General features: G+C 33.6%; 14 protein-coding genes. 8 read left to right on the forward strand and 6 right to left on the reverse strand.

Features of this window, described 5'->3' with window-relative positions; all coding sequences use genetic code 11:
- Positions 1–25 precede the first annotated feature (25 nt).
- Both ICJ85_RS01735 and ICJ85_RS01740 read left to right on the forward strand, forming a co-directional pair.
- The gene (locus ICJ85_RS01735) at positions 26–1,231 is read left to right on the forward strand and encodes a glycoside hydrolase family protein (RefSeq protein ID WP_188222041.1); all 1,206 of its coding nucleotides are present in this window, start codon (positions 26–28) and stop codon (positions 1,229–1,231) included.
- 73 nt (positions 1,232–1,304) lie between these two features.
- Positions 1,305–1,859 (forward strand): 2'-5' RNA ligase family protein, encoded by a 555-nt coding sequence (locus ICJ85_RS01740; protein ID WP_188222042.1) that lies wholly within the window; start codon positions 1,305–1,307, stop codon positions 1,857–1,859.
- Here ICJ85_RS01740 and ICJ85_RS01745 read toward each other — a convergent pair.
- Complete coding sequence (locus tag ICJ85_RS01745) at positions 1,848–3,581, reverse strand: APC family permease (RefSeq protein ID WP_188222043.1); 1,734 nt, start codon at positions 3,579–3,581, stop codon at positions 1,848–1,850. The two genes, ICJ85_RS01740 and ICJ85_RS01745, sit on opposite strands and share 12 nt — an antisense overlap.
- Before the next feature lie 817 nt (positions 3,582–4,398).
- Between ICJ85_RS01745 and ICJ85_RS01750 the strand changes: the two genes are divergently transcribed.
- Positions 4,399–6,462: a DUF748 domain-containing protein gene (locus tag ICJ85_RS01750; RefSeq protein WP_188222044.1), complete on the forward strand. Its 2,064-nt coding sequence runs from the start codon at positions 4,399–4,401 to the stop codon at positions 6,460–6,462.
- A 67-nt stretch (positions 6,463–6,529) separates the two neighbouring features.
- Here ICJ85_RS01750 and ICJ85_RS01755 read toward each other — a convergent pair whose 3' ends face one another.
- Entirely contained in the window at positions 6,530–7,162 is a 633-nt protein-coding gene (locus ICJ85_RS01755) for a fasciclin domain-containing protein (RefSeq protein ID WP_188222045.1), read from the reverse strand.
- 193 nt (positions 7,163–7,355) lie between these two features.
- Between ICJ85_RS01755 and ICJ85_RS01760 the strand changes: the two genes are divergently transcribed.
- From ICJ85_RS01760 to ICJ85_RS01780, 5 genes are all read left to right on the forward strand, one after another.
- On the forward strand, positions 7,356–8,150 hold the full coding sequence (locus tag ICJ85_RS01760) for a hypothetical protein (RefSeq protein WP_188222046.1): 795 nt from the start codon (positions 7,356–7,358) through the stop codon (positions 8,148–8,150).
- A gap of 449 nt (positions 8,151–8,599) precedes the next feature.
- Entirely contained in the window at positions 8,600–9,427 is an 828-nt protein-coding gene (locus ICJ85_RS01765) for an OmpA/MotB family protein (RefSeq protein WP_188222047.1), read from the forward strand.
- Positions 9,428–9,612: 185 nt separating this feature from the next.
- Positions 9,613–10,230, forward strand: a complete 618-nt coding sequence (locus ICJ85_RS01770; RefSeq protein ID WP_188222048.1) for a YqaA family protein — start codon at positions 9,613–9,615, stop codon at positions 10,228–10,230.
- Positions 10,231–10,295: 65 nt separating this feature from the next.
- Positions 10,296–10,586 (forward strand): DUF3817 domain-containing protein, encoded by a 291-nt coding sequence (locus tag ICJ85_RS01775; protein ID WP_188222049.1) that lies wholly within the window; start codon positions 10,296–10,298, stop codon positions 10,584–10,586.
- A 2-nt stretch (positions 10,587–10,588) separates the two neighbouring features.
- Positions 10,589–11,899: a mechanosensitive ion channel family protein gene (locus ICJ85_RS01780; protein WP_188222464.1), complete on the forward strand. Its 1,311-nt coding sequence runs from the start codon at positions 10,589–10,591 to the stop codon at positions 11,897–11,899.
- 95 nt (positions 11,900–11,994) lie between these two features.
- On the opposite strand, the gene leuB is transcribed toward ICJ85_RS01780, so the two are convergent.
- Genes leuB through leuC form a run of 4 tightly spaced genes read right to left on the reverse strand, consistent with a single transcriptional unit; the run spans position 11,995 to position 16,637 of the window.
- The gene (gene leuB / locus ICJ85_RS01785) at positions 11,995–13,050 is read right to left on the reverse strand and encodes a 3-isopropylmalate dehydrogenase (protein ID WP_188222050.1); all 1,056 of its coding nucleotides are present in this window, start codon (positions 13,048–13,050) and stop codon (positions 11,995–11,997) included.
- 13 nt (positions 13,051–13,063) lie between these two features.
- Positions 13,064–14,587 carry an alpha-isopropylmalate synthase regulatory domain-containing protein gene (locus tag ICJ85_RS01790; protein WP_188222051.1) on the reverse strand — a complete coding sequence of 508 codons (1,524 nt, stop codon included), beginning with the start codon at positions 14,585–14,587 and terminating at the stop codon, positions 13,064–13,066.
- Between the two features lie 3 nt (positions 14,588–14,590).
- Positions 14,591–15,187: a 3-isopropylmalate dehydratase small subunit gene (gene leuD, locus ICJ85_RS01795; protein ID WP_188222052.1), complete on the reverse strand. Its 597-nt coding sequence runs from the start codon at positions 15,185–15,187 to the stop codon at positions 14,591–14,593.
- 55 nt (positions 15,188–15,242) lie between these two features.
- Positions 15,243–16,637, reverse strand: a complete 1,395-nt coding sequence (leuC, locus tag ICJ85_RS01800; protein ID WP_188222053.1) for a 3-isopropylmalate dehydratase large subunit — start codon at positions 16,635–16,637, stop codon at positions 15,243–15,245.
- Positions 16,638–16,829: the final 192 nt, after the last annotated feature.

Consider the following 16,829-nt stretch of genomic DNA (forward strand, 5'->3'; position numbering starts at 1 on the left):
TTTTAAAAAAATAAACTAAATCTAAATGAAGCTCACTTTTCTTAATTTATGTTCAGTATTAATTCTTTTAAGCTGTACTCAAAAAAAACAAGAATCTCTAAGCGTTCAAGCAGTACCAATTGATGGTCATGTAGAAGGCAATATTATTGTTGGACCATCAGTATTAAATGATCCTGATAGATTTGTTTGGGGCGGCAGTGTTGTAAAAGGAGATGATGATAAATACCATATGCTCTATTCTACCTGGGAGTGCGGAGATTCTATTCCATCATTTTCAAATTCCTGGGTGCTTAATTCTAAAATAGCTTACGCTGTTTCAGATTATCCTGATAGAGATTTTAAATTTCAAAAAATTGTGTTAAGGGGAAAAGCATTAGAAGGAGATTCTACAACCTGGGACGCACAAATGGTTCATAACCCACATGTAAAGAAGTTTAATAATAAGTACTATTTATATTATGGCGCCGGAAAAGATCCGGGGATGCAACCTGCAGGTTCAAAAGGCGAACATGTAAATAAACGAAACCGGGTTCAGCAAAGTCAATGTATTGGCGTTATTGAATTTAATAATTTTGAAGATTTGATGAACGGAAAATACAAACGTTTCGATACACCGCTTTTAAAACCCAGAACCCGGGTAAAACCTAATAATATTGTTAATCCTTCACCAGAAGGGACAGCGCCTAAGCCGGATAATATTATTGTAGTAAACCCTTCGGTTGTACAGCGTCCATCAGATGGAAAATATCTGTTATATTTTAAAGGTAACTTTTATAATCCCGGATGGCGAGGAGTCCATGGTGTTGCTATTGGTGATTCTCCAATAGGCCCTTTTACAGCAACCGACGACTTTGTATTTGATATTAGAAACGAAGATGGCACGATTGCCAGTGGGGAAGATCCTTATGTATGGTATCACAATACAAATAAAAAGTTTTATGTTGTACTTAAGGATTTTACAGGGAAAATTACAACAGGTCAACCAGGACTGGCATTACTAGAGTCCATTGATGGTATAAAATGGACAAAACCAAAAGAATCATTTTTTTTAAAAAAGGAAGTCACTCTTAAATCTGGAGACACGCTTCATGTAGATCGTTTAGAACGTCCGCAACTTTTAATTGATGAAGATGGAACTCCTAAGGTGCTGTATTCAGCATGTGCTTTAATTAACGTAAATCCCACTCAAAAAGGAGAGTCGTTTAATGTACATATCCCATTAAAACATTAGTGATAAATAGTATTTTATTAATTTTATAATGAACATTATTTTATGCTTATATCAAAAAGACAACACTTAATAAATGGCTGAAACTAAAATTTACAATTTAAGAATTGTGCCGCCTTCTCCTGTTTATGAAGAGGTTTTAGCATTTAAAGATTCATTTATTAAAACTTTTGGTAAGCAAACATACTCAAAATCTAAACCTCATATTACTCTGGCTCAATTTCAAATGCATACTGAAAATGAGCCTTATTTACTTCAGTATTTAAGTGAGTTTTCAAATCTTGAAAAGTTTAAAATGCAAATTGAAGGCTTTTACACTTTTATTTCTTCAAAGGCGCTGATTTTAAAGGTTTCCGATTCAGAAAATTTCAGTAATTTAATTAAACAAATGAAAGTAATATGGGTTAGAGATCTTCACAGAAAACCCAATACATTAATCACATCAAACACCCCTCATATTACTATTTCTAAAACTAAAAATCTTGATATGCTTCAGAAAAGTTTAGAGTTTTTCAAGTCGGAAGCTTATGTAAAAACTTTTAATGTAGATCATTTACTTTTAGTTTCCAGATACGATTATAAAACCTGGGATTCGGAATATCGCATTGATTTAACAGCATTAAATGATTAATCTTACATCGCCGAGTTCTTCAATTCGATAAGGGAATTTATCTCCTGGCGATCCGATAAACATAAAATTGATTGGGATGTGCCAGCGTTTGGACAGTTCTTGAATCTTTTCCGGACCAAAAATTCCGGGTTCTTCAATAAACTCGATATCAATATCTGGGTAAGCCCGGTCTAAAACTTCAATATCCAGTTTAAGGTTATCAGGTACATGAGTTTCATCCTTTACAACAGAAACGATTTTTAAGCGTCGTGTGTTTTCATTACTTTCTATGTATTGCAAAACCTTATTAAGAGTGGCAACATCATCATGATTAGTAAAAAACACAAAGTGCTGTGAATTAATGCGATGAATGGCGTATTTGATTTTTACATTAAGGTATTTAAATATGGTTTTCTTTTCAGGAGTAATATAATCCAGAAAAAACAGGACGGCTTTTAAAATAGCTATACGGTATAACATAAAACCTATAACCAGCATGGCAGGAATAAAATATTCTAAGAATACATTTAAATCTTCGGGGTTTAAAATAATATTTCCAACTAAAGCAATTGCAACCCCGGCTATAGCAATGAGTAATTGTATCCAACCGGCAACTTCTGGTCTGGGTAAATTTTTTCGGTTTACTTTTAAAAGCATATTACCAAAGCTGAACAATATCATTACACATAAAAAGGCAATGGTATAAATACCTGCAAGAGATTCTAAATCGCCTTCAGTAATTAGCAGGATGGAAGTAGAAAGTAAAAAGAAGGCAATAAATATTAAATAAGAACTACCACGTTTGTTTTTTTTAAGTAATACTTTCGGAAGAATTCGATCTAAAGCCATACGTTCAACCAAACCACCAACGCCAACATAAGAGGTTAGTACAGCGCCACTTAACACTAAAGCTGCATCAATAGAAACGAGATACAAAAGCCAGTTTCCGCCTGTTAAATGTCCCATAAAAGACAGAAGCGTATCTTCATTAGTAGTGATAGTTGCTAACGGAATAATCGATAAGGCCAAAAATGCCAATAGCGGATTAAAAACAGTAACGATAACCCACATATTTTTTAAGGTTTTTCTAAAAACGCCATCTTGTTGTTCTTCTACGTAATTGGCCGAACTTTCAAAACCACTAATACCTAACATGGCAGCTGCAAATCCAAAAAACAGAGCAGTAGCTATACTGCCTTTAACAGGAGCTTTAAAATTTTCAATCAGTACATCAAAACCGTTAGAAAACAAAAAGTATAAACTAAAAAAGCATAAAATAATTAATGAACTCAAGTGAAATATAAAAATAAATATGGCCACTTTAGACGATTCTCCAATGCCCATAATAACCAACCCCATGAAAATGAATAATAAAAAAATGGTTGCATAAACTATAGGTATGCCGCTCCATAAACTATGAGCATATTTAATCGCTTCACTAGATGAAATCACAGCGGTTGCCATATAAGACAATACCGTTAATGTTGCTGCAAACGAAGCTGTCGATTTTTTTGTAGTGTTAAGCAAGGCATTGTAAGCACCACCGTTTAAAGGTAATGCTCCAACAACTTCTCCATATATTTTTCGGTATAAAAATAAAATTGCTGAAACCAGAAGTAATGAAATCCAGGCATACTGACCAGCATATACAATAGATAGCGCTGAAACATATAAACAGGAAGAACTAATGTCGTTACCACAAATAGCTGTCGCAGCTAATTCGTTTAGTTGCTTTTTAGACATAATAGGATATTTTAGTCAAAAGACATGAAATCGCAGTTGGTTTATGTTATTACTAATTTAAGAATTTTTGTGCGCTTAACTGACTAAAAATAAAACTATTAATTGTTGTTCTTTCTTGGTTGTCTTAAAAAAATAAATAGACCTACTATTTTAAGATTTGACTTTGTAAATGCATTAGTTTACATTTCTATTGAATTTAATTTATTGATTTAATGCGTATTAACATATTAATGTTACGCAAAAAGCCTTGCGTATATTAATGAATTTCTAATTGCTGAGAATTGCGTATTTGAAAATTAACGGGTATTTATTCGAAATACTAAAAATACAGAAAAGTAGATTGACTCCTTTAAAATAGAAATAATTGATTTAAATTATTGTTGTAATAGTATTTTATGATTCTGTAAAATGAATGTTATTTTTGAAGTAAAAATACTACGCCGTGAGAATTGAGTATTTGAAAATTTCTAATCAATGATGCGGAATATTAAAATTATGAGAGGTATAAAAAATAGATTAATTTAATAAGTTATAACAATGAAATACTATCGTTTAATTAGATAAATTTATTATAGATACATATTATTACAAAAGTCTTTAAAATCGATTTTACTAATAATAATAAAGAAGGTGTTATTGGTCTGTAAAATCATTCAGTTAATATATTTTAACTTTTTGAATATCTATTACCCACGAAATATAAATAGCATAATTATTACCTTTGAATTATATTTCAATACGAGACTTATAAATATTTAGCTCTATGCCCTCAGAAAACCAAAAGTCAAAGTTTCTCGGAATTTCTTTAACCAAATCAATGAAACGCTTGGTAATTGTATGCTTTAGTATATTGATGGTAGTCATACTATTTCTTGCAATTTCTCCATCTATTGTTCGAAATCAATTGGAGAAACACGGTAGAGAATGGGTTGGTAGAAAGCTAAAAATTAACGACTTGTCTGTAAATTATTTCACTTCTACAATAACGCTAACTGGAGCAACAATGTTTGAAGCTAATGATAAGGATAAGTTTGTTTCTTTGGATAGTCTTATTCTTGATGTAGATCCTTTAGAATACTTTTCTTCATCTATAGTAGTGGAGCAACTATATATTAAAAACCTTTGGGTAAACATTTCTCAGAAAGATTCTATATTCAATTTCGATGATTTAATTGCTTTTCACAATACTGAAAATGATACAGTTACCAAACCAGATAGCGACAAGGAAGCTTACCTTTTTAGTTTGTCTGATTTAAAGCTAAACGGAGGCACCTTAATATATAACGATCAAACACACGATGTAACTCAGACTTTAAATAATTTATCCTTTTATTTACCTCATGTAGAATGGGGAAGAGGCTCTAGTAAAATGGATGCTTCATTTAAACTAACCGAGGGAGGACAGTTTGGAATTGCTTCAGAATTTGACTCAGAAAAAGGGGATTATTTAGTTCATTTAACTATCGATAACCTTGATATTTCATCATTTACTCCATACACTAAAGAGCATCTTAACATTTCGGAAATGGAAGGATTAGCTTCAGGAAAAGTTGATATTTCAGGAAACATGAATAACTTAAAAATAATAGATATTATAGGTAATTCTTCTTTAGAGGGCTTTGCTTTAACCGATGCTACCGGTCAGAAATTTTTAGCCGCACAAAACATCGTTTGTCCTATTGAAAAAGTGATGCCTATGCAGTCAGTGTATCAGTTAGGAGATATCATTATACAAGAACCTACAATTGATTTTCAGCTATTTAAAGACTCTAATAATTTTTATCGTTCCTTTGGTTTAGATACAACTGAAAGCTCATCCGAACCTGATGTAACATCTGAGAACCACAAGAAAACACCAGTAAAGTTTAGTGTAAAATCTATTCATTTAGAAGAAGGTAAATTAAATTTTACAGACCATACCACGGCAACGCCTTTCGTCTATAACTTCTCTAAAGTAAAGATGGATTTCAACGAAATTAAAAATGATTCCGATTGGGTAAATGGCAAGGCTTCTATGGTTTTAAATGATCGTGGACAATTAGCAGCAGACATTGGATTTAACCCTAGTGATGCAGCTATGAATATGAAGGTAAATTATGTGATTTCAGACTTTCAGTTAAGCGATTTAAACATTTATTCAATGGAATACACCGGTTATCCTATTCTTTATGGAGATATGTATTATAAAGGAATCATTGATATTAACCAGGGAAAGCTTAATCTTGAAAACAAATTAATTGTGCATCATGCAGAAGTTGGTAATAAAAAAGGAAGTCCGTTTTATAATTTACCATTAAAAGTGGCATTGTTTATATTAAAGGATAAGGACGGTGTAATTAATATGGATATTCCTGTGAGAGGTGATTTAAACGATCCTGAAATTGATATTCGAAAAATAATATGGCGAACGTTCGGTAATTTTCTGGTAAAAACGGTAACGTCACCGTTCAGAGCGCTCTCAAATCTTATAAATGTGGATCCAAGTGATATTAAAGAGATTAATTATACTTACATGGATACAACACTTGTTAACCGCAAAGAACATCAACTTGACTTATTAAGAAAGCTCGAAAAAAACAAACCTGGTTTAGATATTGAACTGGTATATTTTAATGATAAAAACAAACAAAAGGAAGAAATTGCCAAAGCATTAAAACTGGTAGATACAACAGAAATCAATGCTGTATCAAAGGCTTTTGATTCTACACGGGTAGCTAGTGTTAAAACTTATTTAGCAAGAGAATCTAACGATAGTACAAAAATTAAAATAACAATTCCATCTCCAACAAACCTTAAAAATACAGGAGCCCAACCTGTTTTTGAGATTAAATATAAAATGCAAGGAGAAGAGCAACAGGATTTTCAAATAGAGGAGGAGTAAAACAAATAAAAGCTATCAAAATTTTGATAGCTTTTATACCTAATAAACCAATTAAACTACAAACAAATTATTCTATAGGGAGTATAACCGTATCGATTACGTGAATAATTCCATTAGAAGCAGAAATATCAGCATCCATAATATTAGCCGAATTTCCAATAGCCATAATACTTAAATCAGGGTAAACATCAAAAGTAGCATCAGGCAATAAAGTTTCAATGGTACGCATACCATTTTTTGGCACCACACTATTAGAAGCTCTACGACCGGTTGTTACGTGGTATTGTAATACACTTAAAACCAGTTCAGCATCTAAATCGGTAATACCATCTATTCCTAGTGCAGCATACAAGGCACTAAAAGCCTCGTCGGTTGGAGCAAAAACGGTAAATTGATCTGTTCCATTTAAAAATAGATTTACAAGACCAGCATCTAGTTGCTCATCAACATACATTAAAGCAGCTACCAATTGAGTAAAATCTGCACCTATAGCAATCGCAGCTATAGGATCGGAACCTTTTTTGGGCGCAGCTTTAGCGGTTGAAGAACTATAAGTCGAATTAGCCTCTATAATTTCGTATAAAGAGGCAGTAGTGTCATCTTGCATGGTAGACATGTCTTCCGTATTACAAGACAACACAAACAAGGTTAACATTAAACAAGTTGCGATTTGGGGAATGCTTTTGTAAAATCGTTTCATCACTTATATGTTTTAGTTAATAGGTTAAAGATAAGCAATTTATTTAAAATGTTTAACTTTTTTTATAAAAAGTTAAACAAAGTAGTCTATAATGTAGGTTTTTAACATAATAAAAAGGGGTGTTTGTTTGAAAACATGTATAATTTTCAAAAAAATAATTACATTTAATACATCCCCAAAAAACTGTAAATCAATGCCTAAACAAAATGGAATAATAAAACTTAAAGGCGTTTTTAATGGCGTAAGTTATTACAAATTAAATGGTGTATACGTGGCTAGAAAGGCCGTTGGCCCTTCAAAAGAGCGCATTAATTCAGATCCTGCATTTATCAAGGTAAAAGCTAATAATCAAGAGTTTGCTGCAGCGTCAATGCTTTCAAAAGCATTAAGAGCAGGATTAGGTAATAACGCAAAGTATTTTAAAGACACCTATATGGCAAGTCGTTTAACAGGCTGTTGCCTCAAAATAGTACAAAAGGGTAGTGGTAACCTGGGGCAAAGAGAAGCCAATATACATAATAACACAACAGCACTAATAGGGTTTCAACTCAATAAAGACCTTGTTTTCAACAAATTAATTAGCGTAAAACCTATTGTTACAAATAATAGTAAAAGAACTCGTGTTTCAATAAATATTCCCAAAATCACAGCTAAAACTCATAAAAAACTACCTAAAAACCATACACATGTTCAGCTTACAGCAGCTTTAAGCGTAGTATCTAATTATGTATGGCAATCAGATCTCAATACGTATATACCAGAATTCCCGGCTATCAATGCTTTAGGCAGCGCACAGCAAAGTCATAAATTATTATGTAAAATAGAACACAAAAATATAAACTTAAATCTAGAATCACCTGTAAACAATAGTATACCAAAACAGGTTGCTGTAATGGTTTGGCTGGGTATAACATATTTTCAAAAACTAGATAACCAATTCATACCACAGCAAACAGCTAAAGCTATGGTGTGTGTCGCTGTGGTTTAAATCTTTGTGCATAGTATTAAACTGCAGGTTCACCCGTATTAAAGCCCAGTCAAACTTAAGTATACGCCGCAAATCAAATATACATAACTTATATCGAATTGCTGAGAATCGCTTATTTAAAGAAATTAATATTCTTGTACAGAATATTATAAATACACAAAACAAATAAATCATAATTTATAAGGATTAGCTAACCGTATTTATAAGATAACAACCATCCTAAATAGTATATCTAGATAATTAGCGCAGAGTAATACAATATTTCAAATACTAAGAACAGACTTTAAATAACACAAATCAAATTGAACTATAATTTATATTATGTAAAATAGGATATTTTGAATCCTCTCTATTTCAGTAGTTTATAAATAAAATAAAAAATAATTAACCGCTCAACGTCTAGAATCGACATCTCATCGTAATTATAAGCAAAACAACAAACTTAAATTATGAGAAAAATATCATTAGTAGTATTGTCTGCGATTTTATTATCGTCTTGTGTTTCTAAAAAGAAATATGTTGCTTTAGAAACCGAAAATGGTCAGCTTAAAAGCGAATTAACCAAAACAAAAGTTGAAAATGAAGAATTAGAAGCAAAATTTGACGCTATTCAAGCGCGTGTTGATGCTTACAATAACAAAATCAACTCATTAACAGAAGAAAGCAACGCAAAAATGGTAAACGTTGATGGCGTTGTTATGAGCGAAGATGCTAAAGCTCAAATGCGTGAAACGTTAAAAAATGTACCTTCGGAATATTTAGCTGGTGCCACTACTCTAAAAGATTCAATGAACGCTGCTATTACTTACAACATTAAAAACACAGCAAGCGATATTGATGAAAGTGATGATATCGCCGTAAAAGTTGAAGAAACTGTAGTTATGATTTCTATTTCAGATAAAATGTTGTTCAAATCTGGAAGTTACAGAGTAACTGATAAAGCTGATGCTATTTTACAAAAAATCGCTGATGTTATCAACTCTGAAGAAAGCTTAGATGTTATGGTTGAAGGACATACAGATGATAAGAAAATGATTGAAAGTGCGTCTGTAAAAGATAACTGGGACTTAAGTGTTTTACGTGCAACATCTGTTGTAAAACGTTTGCAAAACAATTTTGAAGTAGCACCAGAAAAATTAATAGCCGCTGGTAGAAGTTTTTACCAACCTTTAGTAAGTAATGATACTGCCGAAAACAGAGCTAAAAACAGAAGAACAAGAATTGTAATTTTACCAAATATCGATAAGTTTTTTGCGCTAATGGCTGCAAATCAATAAAACATATCTCTCTATTAATCCATTGTAAAAAAAGCTGTCTACCCTCAAAAGGCAGCTTTTTTTCATTTCTTCAATATTTGAATTCAGGGTTTATAAAGTCTTAAATCTTTATTAAAAAACCCATACTTCATCAGGTAAAGCATTCTAATCTGCTATATTTGTTAGCCTAAAAAATTGCTTTTACAATGAAATCCAAACCAAAAACAAAATCTGAAAAATCCAGATTACAGTTATTACACCAATATTATAGCTACACAGGGTTTTATGGGTTTGTTTGGAATGCCGTAAAAAAAGCATTACCCTACATTATTTTAGCGGTTGCTGGCGTTTATATTGTTAATCACTTTTTTAATATTAACGATCTACTGGTTCAGTTAACCAAAACATTACCTGTTTATGGCGTTTTAACCTTCTTTTTTGCTTCAGAAACTCTTCTGGGGCTTGTACCGCCAGAAATTTTTATTGCCTGGGCAGGAAAAATGCATGCGCCTTGGATGTATTTATTTTTACTGGCTATTTTATCATATTCAGGAGGTTTAATATCTTATTATCTAGGACATATTATCACTAAAATACCTTCCATACACAATTACATGGAGGTTAAAATGAAAAAACAATTGAAAAACTCTAAAAAATGGGGTGGTTTCTTAATTGTTGTTGGAGCACTCCTACCACTACCCTTTTCAATTTCCTGTATGGCAGCCGGCATTATTGCTTTTCCGTTTAGAAACGTCATGCTTTTCGGGTCCTTACGTTTATTACGTTTTTTAATTTACGGACTGGTGATTTTTCATGTGTTTTAAAAAAGTCTTAAAGTCGGGCTTTTTTTAATCTTTGTACACTATTTTTACAGGCAAAAATTTATACTATGTTTTCATTGCTTAACATTTTTAGAATTGTTGCCTTTTTAGAAGGGCTATCATATATTCTTTTACTTTTTATAGCTACCCCGGTAAAATACATGCTAAATGAACCACAATATGTCAAATTATTAGGCATGCCACATGGTTTATTATTTGTCGGATATATTGTTTTAGCTTTTTTAATAAAACCAGATTATAATTGGAACGGTAAACAATTTTCATTTATCTTATTCGCAGCTATATTACCATTCGGAACATTTTATGTGGATAAAAAATATTTAAAACCAGTAGTTTAATGATGTTTCAAGAAAAAGAAACTGAAAATATTATAGAATCTACCGAAAAGGTTTTTGAAACAACAGGTTTAGATCTTAAGCACTGGCTATACGATCATTTTTTATCTTTAGGTTTAAATGAGACTAGCGCGAAATACCTGAATATGTTCGCTCTTTTAGTAGTTTTGGGTGTTTTGGTGTTTATTATAGACTTCCTTATCAGAAAGTTTTTAAGAGGTATTTTTACGCAATTTGCCACCAAATCGAAAACTAATTTTGACGATTTGTTGATCGCTAATAAAGTACCAAGAAACATAGCTCACATTATACCTCTGCTTATTACTTTAGAGTTTATTCCTTTAGTGTTTACAGATTTTCCTGATTTTGAAAATTTTGCGGAAAAGACACTTAAGGTGTTTGCCATAGTATTGACCTTATGGGTGGTGCGAAGCCTCTTAAACACGATTAAAGATTATCTTAAGACCCTACCAAACTTCAAAGATAAACCTATAGCAAGTTATATTCAGGTGTTTATGATTTTCGCCTGGGTAATTGGGATTTTCTCTTCGTTTGCTATCATTACTGGAATTGAATTCTTTAAATTTATTACTGCATTAGGTGCTGGTTCTGCTGTGGCGCTTTTGGTCTTTAAAGACACTATTCTTGGGTTTGTAGCTAGTATTCAGGTATCCATTAACGATATGGTTCGTATTGGTGACTGGATTACTTTTGAAAAGTACGGCGCCGATGGAGATGTTATTGAGATTACTCTGGCAACCGTTAAAGTTCAAAATTTCGATAAAACCATTACTACCATTCCCACGTATGCCTTAATTTCAGATTCATTTAAGAACTGGCGTGGTATGACAAGTTCCGAAGGCCGTCGTATTAAACGAGCATTATATATTAAACAAAGTGGTGTCAAATATTTAGATGATGCAGCAGTTGAAAAGTTAAAAGGCATTCAACTCATTACATCGTATTTGGATAGTAGACAAGCCGATATCAAGTCGTATAATGAATCGCATAATATCGATAAATCTTTATCTCTTAACGGAAGAAATTTAACCAATTTAGGTGTGTTTAGAAAGTATATCGATTCATATCTTAAACAACACTCGGCTATTAATAAAGATATGATGATTATGGCGCGCCAGTTAGCACCAACAACGCAAGGCATTCCTTTAGAAATCTATGCATTTAGTAGTGATAAACGCTGGGAAAACTACGAATATATTATGTCTGATATATTTGATCACTTGATAGCAGCCCTTCCTTATTTCGATTTGGAAATTTTCGAATTGCCAAGTGATTCAAGCTTTAAAGGAAACTAACATTGTTATTCTAAATTCAATTCAGCATAGCATCAAGTCATAAAAAAAGGTGAATTCTAATGAATTCACCTTTTATATTTTATAAAAATGTTAGCTTATATATTTGCAGCTAACCAATCTCCTACTTCTTTAGTTCCGTAAGCTTTTCCGCCTTCGGCTAAGTCCTCCGTTACGATTCCTTCTGCTAAAGCTTTATTTACAGCATCTCTGATTACTTTTCCTTCTTCTAATAAGTTGAAGTTCTCAAACATCATAGCTGCAGATAATACCGTTGCCATTGGGTTCGCTATATTTTTACCTGCCGCCTGAGGATACGACCCGTGAATCGGCTCGAATAACGAAACACTTGTTCCTAAGGATGCCGATGGCATTAACCCCATAGAACCAGAAATTACAGAAGCTTCATCGGTTAAAACGTCTCCAAATAGGTTTTCTGTAATTAGTACATCGTAATCTTTTGGCCATTGCACTAAACGCATTGCTACAGCATCAACAAACTCATAAGACACTGTTACTTCAGGATACTCTTTTTCTAATCCTTGTACAGTCTCTCTCCATAAACGAGAAGTTTCCATAACGTTAGCCTTATCTACACAACATAATTTTTTAGAACGTTGCATAGCCGCTTCAAAACCTTTACGTGCTAAACGTGTGATTTCCTCTCTCGTATACATGTTGGTGTCGTAAGCGGTATTACCATCATCTTTTCTTCCTTTTTCACCGAAATACACTCCAGAGGTTAATTCTCGGAAAAATACTAAATCAGTCCCCTCAATACGTTCTTTCTTTAAAGGCGATTTATCTAATAGCGACGGGAAAACAAAGGTTGGTCTTACGTTAGCGAACAAGCCCAATTTTTTACGCATTTTTAATAATCCTTGCTCTGGACGTACCGGCGCTGTAGGGTCATTATCAAATTTCGGGTGCCCGATTGCTCCGAATAACACTGCATCTGACGATGCACAAATCTCGTGAGTTTCATCTGGATAAGGCTCGCCTACCGCATCAATCGCAGCAGCACCTGTTAAAGCTGGTTTCCAAGTTATCTCGTGTCCAAATTTTTCAGCAACAGCATCACTTACTTTCACTGCTTGCTCAATCACTTCAGGTCCTATTCCATCACCTGCTAAAAGTGCTATATTAAATTTCATTTATTTTGTATTCTTAATTAGTAATTATATTTAACATTTTTTCTGTGGCTTTAATTGCCGAAACCGTTTGATCGGAATCTAAACCACGTGTTTTAAACTCATTTTTACCGTTTTTCCAGGTTATAATAGTTTCACACAAGGCATCAGAATGACTTCCTGGAGGTATTCTTACCGCATAATCTATTAAATCTGGAAGGTTTTCATCTCGCATCATATAGATTTTGCGAAGTGCATTCATAAACGCATCAAACTGACCATCACCAGAAGCAATTTCTTCGTATGTATCACCATCAATTGTAATGGAAACCGTTGTTGATGGTTTTAAGCCTTTAGCATGTGTTAAAACGTATGAATTAACCTTGGTATGCTCTTCATAGGAGTAACTATCTAAAACGTCCGATATGATATACGGAAGATCTTCCTTAGTAACCACTTCTTTTTTATCACCCAACTCGATAATACGTTGCGTAACTTTTTTTAAATCGTTATCGTTGAGCGATAGTCCTAATTCCTGTAAATTCTTTTGAATATTGGCTTTCCCTGAGGCTTTCCCTAGCGCATATTTACGTGTTCTGCCAAAACGCTCAGGCATTAGGTCGCTAAAATAGAGATTCTTCTTGTTGTCGCCGTCTGCGTGAATTCCAGCAGTTTGTGTGAACACATTAGCTCCAATTACCGGTTTGTTGGCAGGAATCATAATTCCTGAAAAGTTTTCTACCAGCTTGCTTACCGTGAATAACACCTTTTCGTTTACACCAATTTCAATAGTTGGCATAAAATCGTTTATCATAGCAATAGTACTCGCCATAGGTGCATTTCCTGCACGCTCGCCCATACCATTTACAGTTAAATGTAAACCATCGGCGCCTGCATTTAAAGCCGACATAACATTGGCTACACTTAAGTCGTAATCGTTGTGCGCATGGAAATCGAAATGTAAATCAGGATACTTTTCTTTGATTTCCTTTACAAACTCATAAGATTCTGGAGGCGTTAAAATTCCCAAGGTATCAGGTAGCATAATACGATCTACTTTTTGCGTACTTAAAAACTCTAAAAACTGAAAAACATAGTCTTTAGAATTACGCATACCATTACTCCAGTCTTCTAAATAAATATTGGTTTTTATGCCTTTTGAAGATGCTAAAGCAATGGTTTCTGATATCTCACTAAAATGCTGATCTGCTGTTTTTTTAAGCTGGTAAGTTAAATGATTTAATGAACCTTTGGTTAAAAGGTTTTGAACTACTGCTCCCGCTTCAATCATCCAGTCGATAGACACGCCTTTATCGACAAATGTTAAGACTTCAACTTTATCTAAATAGTTGTTGTCCTTTGCCCATTTTGTTATGTTTTTAACTGCTTGAAATTCACCTTCAGATACTCTGGCCGAGGCTATTTCAATACGGTCAACTTTTAATTCTTCTAAAAGAAGTTTAGCGATGGTGAGTTTCTCTGAAGCAGAAAACGACACTCCCGAGGTTTGTTCACCATCGCGGAGTGTCGTATCCATTATTTCAATTCTTTTAGACGCCATGTATTACAACGGTAAAGTTTCAGCGAACGCTTCTATATCACCTTTCATGCTTTGTAAATAATCGATATCATCGAAACCATTTAGCATGTTTCCTTTTTTATAGCTATTGATATCAAAAGACTCTTGAGCACCAGTAGAAAGGATAGTTATTGTTTGCTCAGGTAGATTGATTTCGATTTCTGTTTTTGGGTCGTCATAAACCGCAGTAAAGATTTGCTCTAAAAACTCTGGAGAAACCTGTACCGGTAACACCCCAATGTTTAAACAGTTGTTTTTAAAGATGTCAGCAAAGAAACTTGATACCACACAACGGAATCCGTAATCGTAAACCGCCCATGCAGCATGTTCTCTTGATGATCCAGAACCAAAATTCTTTCCTCCAACTAATATTTTTCCTGTGTAAATAGGATTATTTAAAACAAAATCTTCTTTTGGTGTATCATCACCATTATATCTCCAGTCACGGAATAAGTTATCTCCAAAACCTTCACGCTTTGTTGCTTTTAAGAAACGTGCCGGGATGATTTGATCGGTATCTACATTTTCTAACGGTAAAGGCACCGCTGTTGTTGTTAATATATTGAATTTATCGTAAGCCATTTTAATTTCTAATTTTTGTGTTTAATCTTTGATTTAATAAATATTATTTCAACGATTATAATAATTCTCTAGGATCGGTTACTACTCCTGTTACAGCTGCTGCTGCTGCCACTAAAGGAGATGCTAATAAGGTTCTTGACCCAGGTCCCTGACGTCCTTCGAAATTTCTGTTAGACGTACTAACTGCATATTTTCCAGCAGGAATTTTATCGTCGTTCATTGCTAAACACGCCGAGCATCCTGGCTGTCTTAAAGTAAATCCAGCTTCGGTAATAATATCTAAAATACCTTCTTCTTTAATTTTATCTTCAACTTCATGAGATCCAGGCACTAACCAGGCGGTTACATGATCAGCTTTTTTACGTCCTTTTACAATAGAAGCAAAGGCGCGGAAATCTTCAATACGACCGTTGGTACAACTTCCTAAAAACACATAGTCGATTTTCTTACCAACCATAGCATCATCTTCATGGTAGCCCATGTAATCAAGAGATTTTTTAAATGTTGCTACACCTCCTTCAACAGCTTCTGCAGTTGGAATGTGTTTAGAAATACCAATTCCCATACCTGGATTTGTTCCGTAGGTAATCATTGGTTCAATATCCTTAGCATCAATATTTATTTCTTTATCGAAAGATGCATTAGCATCAGTTTTTAAAGTTTTCCAGTAAGCAACAGCTTTATCCCACTCCTCTCCTTTTGGAGATAATGGTTTATCTTTTAAATAATTGAACGTTGTGTCGTCAGGCGCAATCATACCACCACGAGCCCCCATCTCAATAGATAAGTTACAAACAGTCATACGGCCTTCCATAGTCATGTTTTCAAAAACATCACCAGCATATTCAACAAAATACCCTGTTGCACCTGATGTTGTTAATTGTGAAATGATATATAAAGCAACATCTTTAGGAGTCACCCCTTTGCTTAATTCGCCATTTACGTTGATACGCATTTTCTTTGGCTTAGGTTGCATAATACATTGTGTAGACAATACCATCTCTACCTCTGAAGTACCAATACCAAACGCAATAGCACCAAACGCACCGTGTGTAGATGTATGTGAATCTCCACAAACAATAGTTGCCCCAGGGAATGTAATACCATTTTCTGGCCCTACAACGTGAACAATACCGTTCTTTTTGTGTCCTAATCCCCAGTGGCTAATACCGTATTCACTAGAATTTTCTTCTAATGCCTTTAATTGGTTAGCAGATAAGGGATCTTCTACCGGTAAATGCTGATTAATGGTTGGCGTGTTATGGTCTGCTGTAGCAAACGTACGCTCTGGGTATAATACTTTTAATCCTCTATTTTTTAACCCAAGAAATGCCACAGGACTTGTAACTTCATGAATAAAATGACGGTCTATAAAAAACACATCCGGACCACCATCAATTTTCCTTACAACATGTGAATCCCATACTTTGTCAAACAATGTCTTGCTCATAATAATATATCTCTAATTTTAGTTTTAAATCTTAGTGAATGTATTGGTTAATGAAGTTCAATTAACCAAGGCAGACAAAGTTAATAAATACTCTAATTTTTTCAGCATTTACTAAAACATATGGCACATGCTTGTGATATTTTTATAGGATTATTAGCGAAGCTGAAAAAAATCGATAATTTTTTAACGGAA

The organism is Aestuariibaculum marinum, assembly GCF_014596975.1.
GTDB lineage: Bacteria > Bacteroidota > Bacteroidia > Flavobacteriales > Flavobacteriaceae > Aestuariibaculum > Aestuariibaculum marinum.

Coding starts and splice junctions, on each gene's coding strand:
- ICJ85_RS01790 (WP_188222051.1), bottom strand. CDS start 14,587: ATGGCGTCTAAAAGAATTGAAATAATGGATACGACACTCCGCGATGGT.
- leuB (WP_188222050.1), bottom strand. CDS start 13,050: ATGAAATTTAATATAGCACTTTTAGCAGGTGATGGAATAGGACCTGAA.
- ICJ85_RS01775 (WP_188222049.1), top strand. CDS start 10,296: ATGTTTTCATTGCTTAACATTTTTAGAATTGTTGCCTTTTTAGAAGGG.
- leuD (WP_188222052.1), bottom strand. CDS start 15,187: ATGGCTTACGATAAATTCAATATATTAACAACAACAGCGGTGCCTTTA.
- ICJ85_RS01760 (WP_188222046.1), top strand. CDS start 7,356: ATGCCTAAACAAAATGGAATAATAAAACTTAAAGGCGTTTTTAATGGC.
- ICJ85_RS01755 (WP_188222045.1), bottom strand. CDS start 7,162: ATGAAACGATTTTACAAAAGCATTCCCCAAATCGCAACTTGTTTAATG.
- ICJ85_RS01735 (WP_188222041.1), top strand. CDS start 26: ATGAAGCTCACTTTTCTTAATTTATGTTCAGTATTAATTCTTTTAAGC.
- ICJ85_RS01770 (WP_188222048.1), top strand. CDS start 9,613: ATGAAATCCAAACCAAAAACAAAATCTGAAAAATCCAGATTACAGTTA.
- ICJ85_RS01765 (WP_188222047.1), top strand. CDS start 8,600: ATGAGAAAAATATCATTAGTAGTATTGTCTGCGATTTTATTATCGTCT.
- ICJ85_RS01750 (WP_188222044.1), top strand. CDS start 4,399: ATGAAACGCTTGGTAATTGTATGCTTTAGTATATTGATGGTAGTCATA.
- ICJ85_RS01780 (WP_188222464.1), top strand. CDS start 10,589: ATGTTTCAAGAAAAAGAAACTGAAAATATTATAGAATCTACCGAAAAG.
- ICJ85_RS01745 (WP_188222043.1), bottom strand. CDS start 3,581: ATGTCTAAAAAGCAACTAAACGAATTAGCTGCGACAGCTATTTGTGGT.
- leuC (WP_188222053.1), bottom strand. CDS start 16,637: ATGAGCAAGACATTGTTTGACAAAGTATGGGATTCACATGTTGTAAGG.
- ICJ85_RS01740 (WP_188222042.1), top strand. CDS start 1,305: ATGGCTGAAACTAAAATTTACAATTTAAGAATTGTGCCGCCTTCTCCT.